Source organism: Herbinix hemicellulosilytica, from assembly GCF_002904165.1.
Taxonomy (GTDB): Bacteria; Bacillota; Clostridia; order Lachnospirales; family Lachnospiraceae; genus Mobilitalea; species Mobilitalea hemicellulosilytica.
The window spans coordinates 63,657-76,562 of record NZ_CVTD020000024.1 but is presented as its reverse complement, the minus strand read 5'-3'; the positions used below and the strand labels follow the sequence as shown (position 1 = coordinate 76,562).

The 12,906-nt window shown below is 36.1% G+C and carries 13 protein-coding genes; 9 read left to right on the top strand and 4 right to left on the bottom strand.

Annotated elements, in window-relative coordinates:
• The first annotated feature begins 146 nt into the window (after window positions 1–146).
• Window positions 147–575, top strand: a complete 429-nt coding sequence (locus HHT355_RS10650) for a putative ABC transporter permease (protein WP_103203436.1) — start codon at window positions 147–149, stop codon at window positions 573–575.
• A gap of 82 nt (window positions 576–657) precedes the next feature.
• Here HHT355_RS10650 and HHT355_RS10645 read toward each other — a convergent pair whose 3' ends face one another.
• Window positions 658–1,551: a DUF2156 domain-containing protein gene (locus HHT355_RS10645; RefSeq protein ID WP_103203435.1), complete on the bottom strand. Its 894-nt coding sequence runs from the start codon at window positions 1,549–1,551 to the stop codon at window positions 658–660.
• 201 nt (window positions 1,552–1,752) lie between these two features.
• On the opposite strand from HHT355_RS10645, the gene HHT355_RS10640 reads away from it, so the two are divergent.
• Together HHT355_RS10640 and nth are read left to right on the top strand one after the other, a co-directional pair.
• Window positions 1,753–3,501 carry a B12-binding domain-containing radical SAM protein gene (locus HHT355_RS10640; RefSeq protein ID WP_103203434.1) on the top strand — a complete coding sequence of 583 codons (1,749 nt, stop codon included), beginning with the start codon at window positions 1,753–1,755 and terminating at the stop codon, window positions 3,499–3,501.
• Between the two features lie 117 nt (window positions 3,502–3,618).
• On the top strand, window positions 3,619–4,317 hold the full coding sequence (gene nth, locus HHT355_RS10635; RefSeq protein WP_103203433.1) for an endonuclease III: 699 nt from the start codon (window positions 3,619–3,621) through the stop codon (window positions 4,315–4,317).
• A gap of 55 nt (window positions 4,318–4,372) precedes the next feature.
• Here the strand turns inward: nth and HHT355_RS10630 are convergent, their stop codons facing one another.
• Entirely contained in the window at window positions 4,373–4,987 is a 615-nt protein-coding gene (locus HHT355_RS10630) for a hypothetical protein (RefSeq protein WP_103203432.1), read from the bottom strand.
• Window positions 4,988–5,327: 340 nt separating this feature from the next.
• Here HHT355_RS10630 and HHT355_RS10625 point away from each other — a divergent pair, with 340 nt between their 5' ends.
• From HHT355_RS10625 to HHT355_RS10600, 6 genes are all read left to right on the top strand, one after another.
• Complete coding sequence (locus tag HHT355_RS10625; protein WP_103203431.1) at window positions 5,328–6,887, top strand: VanW family protein; 1,560 nt, start codon at window positions 5,328–5,330, stop codon at window positions 6,885–6,887.
• Between the two features lie 22 nt (window positions 6,888–6,909).
• The gene (locus tag HHT355_RS10620; RefSeq protein ID WP_103203430.1) at window positions 6,910–7,893 is read left to right on the top strand and encodes an AIR synthase family protein; all 984 of its coding nucleotides are present in this window, start codon (window positions 6,910–6,912) and stop codon (window positions 7,891–7,893) included.
• Between the two features lie 133 nt (window positions 7,894–8,026).
• Complete coding sequence (locus HHT355_RS10615) at window positions 8,027–8,509, top strand: Lrp/AsnC family transcriptional regulator (protein ID WP_103203429.1); 483 nt, start codon at window positions 8,027–8,029, stop codon at window positions 8,507–8,509.
• Entirely contained in the window at window positions 8,506–9,675 is a 1,170-nt protein-coding gene (locus HHT355_RS10610; RefSeq protein WP_103203428.1) for an aminotransferase class I/II-fold pyridoxal phosphate-dependent enzyme, read from the top strand. Before HHT355_RS10615 ends, HHT355_RS10610 begins: the two co-directional genes overlap by 4 nt.
• 49 nt (window positions 9,676–9,724) lie before the next feature.
• A complete protein-coding gene (locus HHT355_RS10605; protein ID WP_103203427.1) occupies window positions 9,725–10,192 on the top strand; it encodes a chemotaxis protein CheX in 468 nt (155 codons plus the stop codon).
• An 11-nt stretch (window positions 10,193–10,203) separates the two neighbouring features.
• Window positions 10,204–10,701: a tRNA (cytidine(34)-2'-O)-methyltransferase gene (locus tag HHT355_RS10600; protein ID WP_103203426.1), complete on the top strand. Its 498-nt coding sequence runs from the start codon at window positions 10,204–10,206 to the stop codon at window positions 10,699–10,701.
• 25 nt (window positions 10,702–10,726) lie between these two features.
• Here the strand turns inward: HHT355_RS10600 and HHT355_RS10595 are convergent, their stop codons facing one another.
• A complete protein-coding gene (locus HHT355_RS10595; RefSeq protein WP_103203425.1) occupies window positions 10,727–12,136 on the bottom strand; it encodes a sensor histidine kinase in 1,410 nt (469 codons plus the stop codon).
• A 38-nt stretch (window positions 12,137–12,174) separates the two neighbouring features.
• Window positions 12,175–12,891: a response regulator transcription factor gene (locus HHT355_RS10590; RefSeq protein WP_103203424.1), complete on the bottom strand. Its 717-nt coding sequence runs from the start codon at window positions 12,889–12,891 to the stop codon at window positions 12,175–12,177.
• Between the last annotated feature and the right edge of the window lie 15 nt (window positions 12,892–12,906).

Below are 12,906 nucleotides of genomic sequence, written 5' to 3'. Positions count from 1 at the left end.
TCTTTTTTTGGCTTTTAAGATAAATTTAAAAATATTGATATTTTTTTACTATGAACTTTATGGAATACAGCCTTTTGTAAGATAAACTTAAAATTATATGAGCATATTAATATAGCCAATAAAAATATTAAAGGGATGAATGGATTATGCTGGTAAGGTATAATTCTTTTCTTAAATATATTATGTTGTTTTTTACAGGCGGGTTTATCTATGGAGGAATTGAAATAGCCTTCAGAGGATATTCCCATGTTTCCATGCTGGTCGCAGGAGGAATATGTTTTATATTGATAGGTTTAATAAACGAGGTTTATACCTGGGAAATCGCTCTGGTCAGTCAAATGGTTATATCATCCTTTGTTATAACCGCAATTGAATTTATATCCGGCCTTATAGTAAATGTATGGCTGAAACTGGATGTTTGGGATTATTCCGACCTGCCCTATAACTTGATGGGGCAGGTTTGTATTCTGTTTTCAGTTATATGGTTTTTTTTATCACCGTTGGCAATCATATTGGACGACTATCTGCGATACTATTTACTGGGCGAAGAAAAACCCAGGTATAAGATTTTTTAAATGTCATTCATTTAGCCAAGTCAAAACCCTAGAATATTATCTAATGTATATTTTGCTTTTATGGATTTTTGACCCCTGACTTTTAGTCAACAGGGACAAGAACGCAGTATTTGTTTAAAAGTTTGTAGGGATGGTATGATAGCTTTGAGGTTCTTAAGCCTTCGTCTCCGGCATCGTCTTCCCGGTTAATATACTTAACCTCGTCTGTTACGTTGTTTTTCGCAAATTCCTTAACTATCATCTGGTAGGAGCCGTGATAATTGCGGTCTGCTTTCTCAATATGGCAATAAAGGGTATCGTTTATAATTTCCCCGACGGACATAGCAACAATTTTACCTTCAACTTCAATAAAACCTCCGACGAGATTAAATTTATTAAAATAGTCCATTAATTCAATGGCTCTGAAAAGCTCTTCTTTGGCTAATTTAGAGGTTTTTTTAAAGTCTTTTTGATATTCGGTCAAAAATTCAATGACCCGGTTAATATTGGCCTGGGTTATTTTTTCGTATTTGTAATCCGGGTATAGTTTTTTGAATCTGTTTATATGGTTACGCTGGCCGCTGTAACGCCTTCCCGCCATTTCGGCCAGGTCTTCGGCCAGGTACAGATAGTCGGCAAAATCCCGGTTAGGTTCGCCGGGTACAATTCCTTTATATTTATCCACTAATATGGAAACCGCTTCTTCAGGTACAGTGCAAAACCACAGAGGAATGTTATTTTCCCTGCAGTATGCTTTTAAAGCTTCCATAGCTCTGTCAATAGAACCTGAACCGGCAGGAAGAGTAAACGAGGTCCTTCCCATAAATTTGACCTTATACATTATCATATCTTCAAATATAGCATACTGGGTATCAAAATGATTTCGCCACATATACATAGCGCCTATTGTATAGTCGGCAGTGCGGCTGATTTTATATTTAAAATACTCGGCTGTCTTTAGAATATTATCTGAATTTATCGGTTCAAAGTGCAGCATATTTTCCTCCGTAATACAATTTTAGCTGAATGATTTAGTAAATATATGTAGAATTTTAATATACCACATAATTTGAATAATGTCCAATCAATGCTAATTTTATGATATTGTAAAAAAATAATAAAATGTTATAATTAAAGACCAAAATAGTCTTTATTGGATTATAATTAATTATTATAAACCGTTAGAGGGAAGATAAAAATGAAAATTTTATTAATAGCGGTAGATTCCAAGTTTATTCATACAAACATAGCCGTCCAAAGCCTGAAAGCATATTGTGGTGAATATAAGGAGAATATACATCTTGCTCATTTTACCATAAACAATACTAAAGAAGAAATCTTAAGGGGCATTTATAAGGAGTATGCGGATGTGGCGGCTTTTTCCTGTTATATATGGAATATAAGTTTGGTTTTGCAAATTATTGAAAATTTGAAAAAAGTTCAGCCCAATATAAAAATTTGGCTTGGAGGACCGGAAGTTTCTTATAATCCTAAAGAGTATCTTACTAGATATAAAGAGATTGACGGTATAGTAATAGGTGAAGGTGAACAGACATTTTATGAACTTGTCAGGTATTATCTTGGATTACAAGAAGAACTGGCACATATAAAAGGAATTGCCTATAAACAGAGCGCCAAATTAAAAGTTTCAGGAGCAAATCCTGATAATGAGGTGATCATAACCGGGCCGAGAGAGGCGATAAGCCTTGATGATATCCCTTTTCCCTATGAGAATGTAAATGATCTGAAGAATAAAATCATTTATTACGAAAGCAGCAGAGGCTGTCCGTATGGCTGCAGTTATTGCCTGTCGTCTGCCCAGCGGGGGGTAAGATTTCGCAATATGGACCTGGTCAAAAAGGAATTGAAGATATTTTTGGATAATAAGGTTCCTCAGGTTAAATTTGTTGACAGGACATTTAACTGCAACAGGAAAAGGGCCATGGAAATATGGAATTTCATAAAGGAAAATGATAACGGGATTACGAATTTTCATTTTGAAATAACGGCGGATTTGCTTTCTGAGGAAGAGCTTAAGCTACTTGAAACTTTAAGGCCGGGGCTTGTCCAATTTGAAATTGGGGTACAGACTACAAATCCCGAAACTATGAAGGCTATTAACAGGACGGTGGATTTTAGGAAACTGGCCGATAACGTTAATTATTTAAGAGAAAAACGTAATATTCATCAACACCTGGATTTAATAGCCGGGTTACCTTTGGAAGATTATAAATCTTTTGAAAAATCCTTTAATGATGTATACAGGTTAAAACCTGACCAGCTTCAATTGGGATTTTTAAAAGTCCTAAAAGGGTCGTTGATTGAGAAGGACTGTGAAAAATACGGGATAGAATGCTGTAATTTCCCACCCTATGAGGTGCTTTTTACAAATCATATAACCTTTGATGAAATACTTGAGCTTAAAGGCATAAGCCATATGATTGATATATATTACAACAGCGGCCAGTTTACAAACTCCATGGAATTTATGGCCCATTATTTTGGTTCCCCGATGAAAATGTATCTTTCCCTGTATAGGTTTTATGATAAGAAAGGGCTTAATACCATGGAACATTCCAGGATAAAAAGATATGAAATTTTAATCGAATTTTTTGCCGATATAATAAATGCCTATAATAAACCGTCGAATGAGGAATTAAACGTATTTAAAGAAATTCTTATTTATGACTATTGTTTAAGAGAAGGATTAAAAAACAGGCCTTACTTTGCGGGACAGCCTGTAGAATATCATATATTCAAAAAAATTTGCCTTGAACATAACATCGATAAATCAAAGGCTCATATTGAAAGTTTTAATTATGATATATTGGAATCTGTTAGGAAGGGCGTTGGGGTAAAGAAAAATAGCCTGGTACTTTTTGATTACAGTAAAAGGGATCCAATAACCCGATCAGCCCAAACCAGTATTATTACAGAAAGCTATTAAATTCTGATGAAAATCAGGTAAATTAAGTAAGATAAGAGAGGCTTTATAGATAATATTAATAAGTTAAATATAATTATTATCAGCAAATTAATATTAATATAAAAGGCAGGTAGACAAATGTCAGAAGTGAAGTTGTCAAAAAAGGAAAAAGAACGGATCAGCGGTATTATTTCAGAGCTAAACAGAGTATACGGTACGGAAGGGCGATGCTTCTTAAATTATGAGACCCCATGGCAGCTGTTGATAGCTACGATACTTAGTGCCCAATGTACCGATGACAGGGTAAATCAGGTTACAAAAGACTTGTTTAAAAAATATAAAAGTCTTGAAGATTTTGCATCGGCGGACCAGAAAGAACTGGAAAATGATATCCGATCAACCGGATTTTATAAAAACAAGGCAAAAAATATTATAGCCTGTGCAAGAAGGATCTTAACTGACTTTAACGGTGAAGTGCCAAGAGATATAGATGATTTGGTCAGCCTGGCCGGGGTAGGGAGAAAAACAGCCAATGTGATAAGGGGTAATATTTATAAAGACCCAAGCATAGTAGTAGATACCCATGTAAAAAGGGTATCCGGGCGCCTTGGCCTTACTAAAGAAGTAGATCCCGTTAAAATAGAATTTGATTTGATGAAAAAACTGCCTAAAGAGCAATGGATACCCTATAATATTCAAATAATAACTCACGGAAGGAGTATATGTACGGCCAGAAATCCAAAATGCGGCCAGTGCTTCTTAAGGGAATTCTGTAAATATGGAAAGACGGGGAAAAATAATCTTTCCGGTAAAGAAAATATACCAAAAAACCCTTGAATGATAAAAGAAAATAACATAAAATATAAAACAGCCTATACATAAAAACTGAATATTATATTTTATTTTTTATATTGTTTAATTTTAATACGAGATTTTCTTTACCGGCTATATTTATACGGTTTATAGCATCAATCAAATTATCAATTTTATCAGGGGAGCCATGAGCCATATAAATTTGAGCCAGCAATTCGTAGGTTTTACGGACATCAGATTTGCAATCTACGGCAGCTTCAAGGACTGCCAAAGCCTCATTATGATACCCTTGCTGGTAAAGGCGTTCGCCCCACTTATGGAGAGTTGCTACCAAGACAGTAAAATTATTATCATATTCGGAAAGTTTGGATAAATTGGCAGCTCCGTATTTAAGTTTCAGTTCGGTGTTTGAAAAACCGCTTAAATTTAGTATTTTTTTATCCGATTGTGAAAGAATAGTATCACGATAAAAATTTATGGTATCGTCGGGAGTATCATTTAAGGGAAGTTTTTCATACGGTATTCTGATATAATCAAGGTTCGAAATATCGGTTTTCCGTGACATATTGGCATTGGCTTCCTTTTCCCAAAACTCCTCACTGCTTTTTTTAGCAAGACGGTTGTTTTTTCTTATTTCATAATTCAACCAAAGGACAAATATAATAACAATACCGAATGTTACAAAAAAACCCATAAAAATTGCACAGCCTTTCTTTATATTAAGTCAAATCTATATATATTTTAAGAAATTATTATAATAATAAAAGAAGGTGAAAACATGTTAAGATTAAGCAGCAGAAAAACAAGAAAAATTATTTCAACTGTTATTGTAATTTTACTTATTCTTTCAATGACAGTTCCTATGATACTTAGTTTATTTAACTAATATATATAATTAAAAATAAAATGTCAATTAAAAAAGTTAGTGGTTGAATATTCCGTTCTTTATGCTACAATAGGAAGAAACTATTAAAAACACCGATGATAAGTGTATAAGGCTCATATAGACTTAAAATTATAAAGGAGGAAATATAATGAGCAAACGCCTGGTTATGTGCTGCATTGTTTTGGTTTTATCCGGATTCATGGCGTGCACGCGAAGCATTTTTTTTGCTTTTGCAGCCGATGATAACAGGATTATCAAAGGTGTTTTTATAGACGAAGTGGACGTAGGCGGAATGACAGCCGAAGAGGCCGAAAAAGAGGTTATTAAATTTGTAGAGGAATTAAAAAATAAGAAAGTTTCAATTCAGGCAAATGATCAGTCAGTGTCGGCAACGTTAGGAGATTTGGGATATACTTATAAAATTAATAATATTATAGAGACAGCGCTTGGCCTTGGAAAAACTGGAAATCTTATAAAAAGATATAAGGACATAAAGGATATAGAAAATGAAGGAATTAAGCTGCCTTTGGAGTTTGTACTGGATGAGAACAAGGTAAGGGAGTTTGTTTCTTCAAAATCGGATATTTTTAATGTAGAGCCTGTAAATGCATCAGTATCAAGAAAGAACGGGCAAATGATTTATACGGACCATATTCCGGGCAAAAAACTGGATGTAGAGGCTACTGTTTTAAATATAGTTGATTTGATTTCTAATTCCTGGGACAGAAATGATTTGACAGTGGAAGCATTTTTAGAGGATGTGGAACCTGTATATACCAGGGATATAGTTGAAAAATGCAATACAATATTGGGAACTTTTACTACCGAATATGCTGATTCGTCTGAAAGCCGGGCTAAGAATTTGGCTAACGGCGCCAGGCTGATAAACAATACGGTGGTATATCCGGGAGAGGTTTTTTCGGCCTATGAACATCTTGCACCATTTACCAGGCAAAACGGATACCATGTAGCCGGAGCTTACTCAAAGGGCAAGGTAATAGACAGTATCGGCGGAGGCGCATGTCAGGTTACAACTACTTTGTATAATGCCGTGTTATATGCCGAACTGGAAGTTGTCCAGCGGCACGAACATTCTATGACTATCAGCTATGTTGACTTGTCCAGAGACGCGGCTATAGCCGGGACATATAAAGACTTTAAATTTAAAAACAATACCGATGTCCCTATTTTGATTGAAGCATATACTAAAGGACGTACAATAACTTTCAATATATGGGGACATGAAACCAGAGATACAAAAAACAGAAAAATTAAATTTGAAACCAGAGTATTGTCTAAAACTGCTCCTCCTCCGGATGTTATAGAAGAAGATCCTACTAAGCCTGTAACCTACAAAAAGGTGACTCAGGCAGCTCACACCGGTTACAAAGCCGAGCTTTACAAGATAGTCTATGAAAACGGAGTTGAAGTAAGCCGTACCCTTGTAAATAAAAGCACTTATGCACCTGCCCCTCGTTATATAACGGTGGGAACCAAGGAAGTAGAAGAAGATAAAAATAAATCGGACAGCGATAATAAGAACGGAAAGAATACACAGACCGATAATAGAGAAGACAGTTCTTCCGTCGATGATCAAACAGAGGATAGTATAAACAGCAATATTAACCAGGACACACAACAGCAAATTATTAATGACAACATCTATTGGGATCCGGAATGGGACGATGAAGGACCTGAGGATGAATAAAGGCTAATTTGGGAGGTACGACATGAATATCGGCAAGATACCCCAAACCGTCCTGAAAAGATCCGTTTTAAATCAGATAAGGCACAGAAGAGAAGAAGTACTCTTAGGTCCTGCTGTCGGAGAAGATTGCGGTATTATTGCTATAAATGGGGACGATGCAGTTGTTTTATCTACGGACCCTGTTACCGGAACTCTGCAGGATATAGGTATCTATGCCGTTCATGTGGCTGTCAATGATATTGCCTCCAGCGGAGCAGAACCTATAGGAATAATGCTTACAATATTGATGCCTGAAAATTATAGTGAATCAGATCTCAGAAATTTAATAAATAATGCGGAAAGTATTTGCAGGCATCTTAATATAGAAATTATCGGTGGTCATACCGAAGTTACAAAAGCCGTAAATCAACCGGTTATAACGGTTACCGGTATCGGTAAGATAAAAAAAGAAAATATTGTTAAGACATCAAAAGCCAAACCCGGTCAGGAAATTGTTATGACAAAATGGGCCGGGTTAGAAGGTACTGCTATTTTGGCAAAAGAAAAGGAAAATGAACTTATAACAAAGTATCCTGCCGCTTTTGTTGACGGGGCAAAGAAGATGATAGATTATTTGTCCGTTGTACCGGAAGCAAAAATTGCCGTAGAAATCGGGGCTTCTTCAATGCATGATGCGGCAAAGGGCGGTATATTCGGGGCCCTGTGGGATATAGGGGCGGCATCCAAAACAGGTTTGGAAGTAGATTTGAAAAAAATACAATTGAAGCAGGAAACTGTGGAAATATGTGAGTTTTATGATTTAAACCCATATATGCTGATATCCGGCGGGTGTTTGCTGATTGTAACGGACCGCGGCAATATGCTAAAAGACCGGTTGAAAGCTGAAGGCATACCTGCCGCTGTTATCGGACGGATTACAGAGGGCAATGACAGAATTATATTAAACGGTGAAGAACGGCGTTTTTTGGAACCGCCCAAAGCGGACGAATTATATAAAGTGATTTAGTGCATATTCGTAAAGAATTTTACCGCATCTCGTTAAATTATAGTTTGCCTATAAAGGCTAAATTAATTATAAACTCCTGGATTATCTATGCAAATGATAATTTATATAAAAAGTTTAGAAGAGAGGAATTGGGATGAGGGAAAAGATTTTGGCAGCAATTGATAAAAACAGCAAGTTGACGGCTAAAGATTTGGCGACTATGCTGGGTTCCACTGAAGAGGAAGTATCTAATATTATCAGGCAGATGGAAGAAGAACATATTATATGCGGATATCCTACCTTAATTAATTGGGATAAGGTTCAATGTGAAAGAGTTACCGCCTTGATTGAGGTTAAGGTTATTCCTCAAAGAGGGTTGGGATTTGACAGAATCGCCGAAAGGATTTATAAGTTTGACGAAGTACAATCGGTTTATTTGATGTCCGGCGGATTTGACCTTACAGTTATAATTGAAGGTAAAACCTTAAAAGAAGTTGCAAATTTCGTATCCGCAAAACTGGCACCTATGGAAGGGGTACAGAGCACCGCGACCCATTTCGTATTAAAAAAATATAAAGAACACGGTCTTCCTCTGGTAGAAGCCAAAAAAGACGAAAGGATGTTGATTAGCCCTTGAGAAATCCGTTATCCAAAAATGTGGTTAATATCAAGCCTTCAGGAATCAGAAAGTTCTTTGATATTGTCAGTGAAATGAAAGATGCCATTTCTCTGGGTGTCGGGGAGCCTGATTTTGATACACCATGGCATATAAGAGAAGAAGGCATCTATTCATTGGAAAAGGGCCGGACTTTTTATACTTCCAACTCCGGTCTTAAAGAATTAAAAATTGAAATCTGCAACTATTTACATAGAAGATTCAATCTGAAATATGATTATGAACGGGAAGTTTTGGTGACAGTCGGGGGAAGCGAAGCAATTGACCTGGCATTTCGGGCCATGCTTAACCCCGGGGATGAAGTATTGATACCTCAGCCTTGCTATGTATCTTATCATCCTTGTACTTTGCTGGCAGGGGGAGTTCCCGTAGTAATTGAGCTAAAAGAAGAAAATAATTTCAAACTGACAAAGGAACAGCTTCTAGCTGCTATTACGGACAAAACCAAAATATTAGTATTGCCATTTCCAAATAATCCTACGGGAGCTATCATGGAGTATGATGACCTAAAGGATTTGGTGGATGTAATTATCGAGAAAGATATAATTGTCGTTTCCGATGAAATATATGCAGAACTTACCTATGGAAAAAATCATGTATCCATTGCCTCATTTCCGGGTATGCGGGAGCGGACCGTTGTTATAAACGGTTTTTCAAAATCCTATGCCATGACAGGGTGGAGATTGGGGTATGCGGTCGGTCCTGCCATGATTATCGAACAGATGACAAAGATCCACCAGTTTGCTATAATGTGTGCGCCTACAACCAGCCAGTATGCTGCAATTGAGGCATTAAGGAACGGAGATTCCGATGTCGAAACGATGAGAGATGCTTATGATAAGCGTAGAAGATTTCTTGTACATGCTTTTAATAACATGGGACTTAATTGTTTTGAGCCTTTCGGCGCTTTTTATGTCTTTCCGTGCATTAAAAGCCTTAATATGACATCGGATGAATTTGCAACTAAATTGCTTATGGAAGAAAAAGTGGCGGTTGTACCCGGAACGGCATTCGGAGATTGCGGTGAAGGTTTTTTGAGGATTTCATATGCTTACTCAATTGAAAATTTAAAAATAGCAACTGAAAGAATAGAACGTTTTGTAAATAAAATAAGAAAAAATCAATAAAATAAAAATTACTAAAGATAAGTTTTTCAATACACCGGGAGGTATTTTTATGACAGTAAATGTTGAATATATCAATCCTTTTTTGATGGCATCATCAAGAATTATAAAAGAGATGTGTTTTGTTGAAGCAAAGATAGGTAAACCGTATATTAAAGAACCTATTTTCCTTGATAATACTATAATTATAATAATAGGTTTTACCGGCAAAATAAAAGGACAGGTTTTAATTGCTTTTGAACATGATGTTGCCTGTGATATTGCATCCAAAATGATTATGATGCCGGTTACCGAAATGGACGATTTTGCAAAGAGTGCAATCAGTGAGCTTGGAAATATGATTCTTGGAAATGCAGCAACTATCTTTTCAACTCAGGGCATATCCATGGATATAACCCCTCCGACTGTAGGAACAGGTTCTATGGCTTTCACCCATGCACAAGCTACAAATATTTGCATTCCTTTGGAATATGATAATAACAAAAAAATAGAGATTAATATCGCTATAAAAGGAGTCTGACGATTAAAAATATGAATATAGTACTATTGGAGCCGGAAATTCCGGCAAATACAGGAAATATCGGAAGAACATGTGTAGCCACCAATACCAGGCTTCATTTAATTGAACCTATGGGTTTTAAACTGAATGAAAAACAGATAAAAAGGGCGGGACTGGATTATTGGAAAGACCTTGATTATGTTGTATATGACAGCTATGAGGATTTTTTGAAAAAGAACAATTATCCTAAAATCTATATGGCTACAACTAAAGCACTTAAGCCTTATACCCATGTAAAATATGAACCGGATTGTTTCATTATGTTTGGGAAAGAAAGTGCAGGAATACCCGAGGAAATTTTACTTTCAAATAAAGAAAATTGCATCCGTATACCGATGGTAGGAAATATCAGATCACTTAACCTGGGTAATTCGGTTGCAATTATTCTCTATGAGGCTTTAAGGCAGAACAATTTTGAAGGTATGAAACTTCAAGGGGAACTGCACACCCACAAATGGAATGAAGTGTAAATCGGCGCTATTTTTTTGCGTTGATTTACTCAGACGATTTTTTCAGAGTGAATATAAATTCCGATCCTACACCCTCAGTGCTGATTACATTAATATTTTCATTATGAGCTTGGATAATTTCCTTGGCAATGGAAAGTCCAAGCCCCGTTCCTTTCTTATCTTTTCCTCTTGATGCATCAGTCTTGTAAAATCTGTCCCAAATTTTCTTTATCGCATCTTTCGGGATTCCGATACCGTAATCCTTAACCGATACAAAAACTTTTTCACCCTTTTCTTCAGTAGATACTTTGATTTCAGAGTTATTGTGACTGAATTTTATGGCGTTGTCTATAAGGTTATAAAGTACCTGCTGAATTTTGCCCATATCCGCTTCAACATATGTTTCGGGAGAAGAAAAAATCAGATTCAGGGTAATTTTTTTTGCCTTGCATGCGCCTTCAAAACTTTCTGCAGTTTTCTTTATAATATAATTTATATCAAAGGTAACTATATCAAGCATGGCGCTCCTGTTGTCAAATCTGTTAAGCTCAAGAAGGCTTGAGGTCAGTTTGTTTAGCCTTTCGGTCTCAAAAAGAATTATATTCAGGTATTTATTCTGCATATCGGGAGGAATAGTCCCGTCCATTATGGCTTCCGCATATCCTTTGATTGAGGTCAATGGAGATCTGAAGTCATGAGAAATATTGGCCACAAACTTTTTCTGATAATCGTCCAGCTGGCTTATTTCTTGCGCCATAAAGGATAATGCTGCCGCCAGATCCCTGTATTCACTGGGGCCTTTAATATTTATTTTATAATTATAATTGCCGGAACCGTATTCTACGGCAGCCTTCATAAGATGCTTCAACGGTTTTGCCGTAATATAGTATATATAAATAAATATTAAAAACAGCAGAGGGAAAATTATCAAAAAACATATATTGATTACATCCATATAGATATAAGCCTTATTTTGGATTTCACTCATCGGTGAGTGAAGTACAATATAACCCCGCAGCCTGAAGTTATAATCAACTCTTCGGATAATACTTAACATAGGTTCGTTAAAAAGGCTTTCAAACATTGTATTTTCGGAAATTGTTTTATTTAAAAAGCCGGGGTCAAGGTCATTTAAATTTACATTAGGAGGATTATCTATATTGGAGGAATCCGCTACAATCTGTCCGTCCCTGTTTACAATCCAGACGCGGATATTTAGGTATGTATTTATGGACCTGAATTGGGAAGCAAGATTATCCGGGCTTTGTTCATGATCAAATAAGGTACCTCTGTATGAGGCAGATATTAATGAAGCCTCTTTATATAAAAGGTTGGTTTGGTCTTTTTTTAGTTTTTTTTGCAGCAAGGCCATACCGTATGTATTGACAAATACAAAAACCAGCACAACCGAAATCAGATAGCATGTAATTAATCTTGCCCAAAGAGTTTTTTTCATGGCATGCACCTGCCTGTCCTTTTATTGTAAATAAAATGTTATCTTCCCGGATTCTTTACCTCAAATTTGTAGCCGATTCCCCAAACCGTGGCTATACTCCAGTCGTTATGGTCTTTAATTTTTTCCCTTAATCTTTTTATATGTACATCCACTGTCCGGGTGTCTCCGAAATATTCATAACCCCATATATGGTCAAGTAATTGCTCTCTTGTAAATACCTGATTGGGATTTGAGGCAAGAAAATATAAAAGTTCAAGTTCTTTCGGAGGCATTTCAATATTTTTGCCGTAATATTGAACCGAATAATTGCTGATATTTATTATAAGGTCAGGATATTTTACATATTTGCCTGTAATCTTTTCTTCTTTATCCTGTTCGGGAATCGGGTTAAATCTTCTTAATACCGCTCTGACTCTTGCTACCAGTTCTTTGGAATCAAAAGGCTTAATAATATAATCGTCGGCGCCAAGTTCCAAACCCAGTACCTTATCAAAGACTTCGCCTTTTGCAGAAAGCATTATAATTGGGACTTTGGATGTCTTTCTGATTTCACGGCATACTTCATAGCCGTCGATGCCGGGAAGCATCAGATCAAGCAGGATTAAATTGGGCTGATAATTTTCAAATTCTTTTAATGCATCTTCACCGTTATGAACAATTCTGGTATCAAAACATTCTTTTGTCAGATACAAAGATATCAGTTCGGCAATATTAACATCATCGTCTACAATTAATATTTTCTGTTTTGATATCATAACTACCTCCATCTA

Coding starts and splice junctions, on each gene's coding strand:
- HHT355_RS10650 (WP_103203436.1), top strand. CDS start 147: ATGCTGGTAAGGTATAATTCTTTTCTTAAATATATTATGTTGTTTTTT.
- HHT355_RS10645 (WP_103203435.1), bottom strand. CDS start 1,551: ATGCTGCACTTTGAACCGATAAATTCAGATAATATTCTAAAGACAGCC.
- HHT355_RS10640 (WP_103203434.1), top strand. CDS start 1,753: ATGAAAATTTTATTAATAGCGGTAGATTCCAAGTTTATTCATACAAAC.
- nth (WP_103203433.1), top strand. CDS start 3,619: ATGTCAGAAGTGAAGTTGTCAAAAAAGGAAAAAGAACGGATCAGCGGT.
- HHT355_RS10630 (WP_103203432.1), bottom strand. CDS start 4,987: ATGGGTTTTTTTGTAACATTCGGTATTGTTATTATATTTGTCCTTTGG.
- HHT355_RS10625 (WP_103203431.1), top strand. CDS start 5,328: ATGAGCAAACGCCTGGTTATGTGCTGCATTGTTTTGGTTTTATCCGGA.
- HHT355_RS10620 (WP_103203430.1), top strand. CDS start 6,910: ATGAATATCGGCAAGATACCCCAAACCGTCCTGAAAAGATCCGTTTTA.
- HHT355_RS10615 (WP_103203429.1), top strand. CDS start 8,027: ATGAGGGAAAAGATTTTGGCAGCAATTGATAAAAACAGCAAGTTGACG.
- HHT355_RS10605 (WP_103203427.1), top strand. CDS start 9,725: ATGACAGTAAATGTTGAATATATCAATCCTTTTTTGATGGCATCATCA.
- HHT355_RS10600 (WP_103203426.1), top strand. CDS start 10,204: ATGAATATAGTACTATTGGAGCCGGAAATTCCGGCAAATACAGGAAAT.
- HHT355_RS10595 (WP_103203425.1), bottom strand. CDS start 12,136: ATGAAAAAAACTCTTTGGGCAAGATTAATTACATGCTATCTGATTTCG.
- HHT355_RS10590 (WP_103203424.1), bottom strand. CDS start 12,891: ATGATATCAAAACAGAAAATATTAATTGTAGACGATGATGTTAATATT.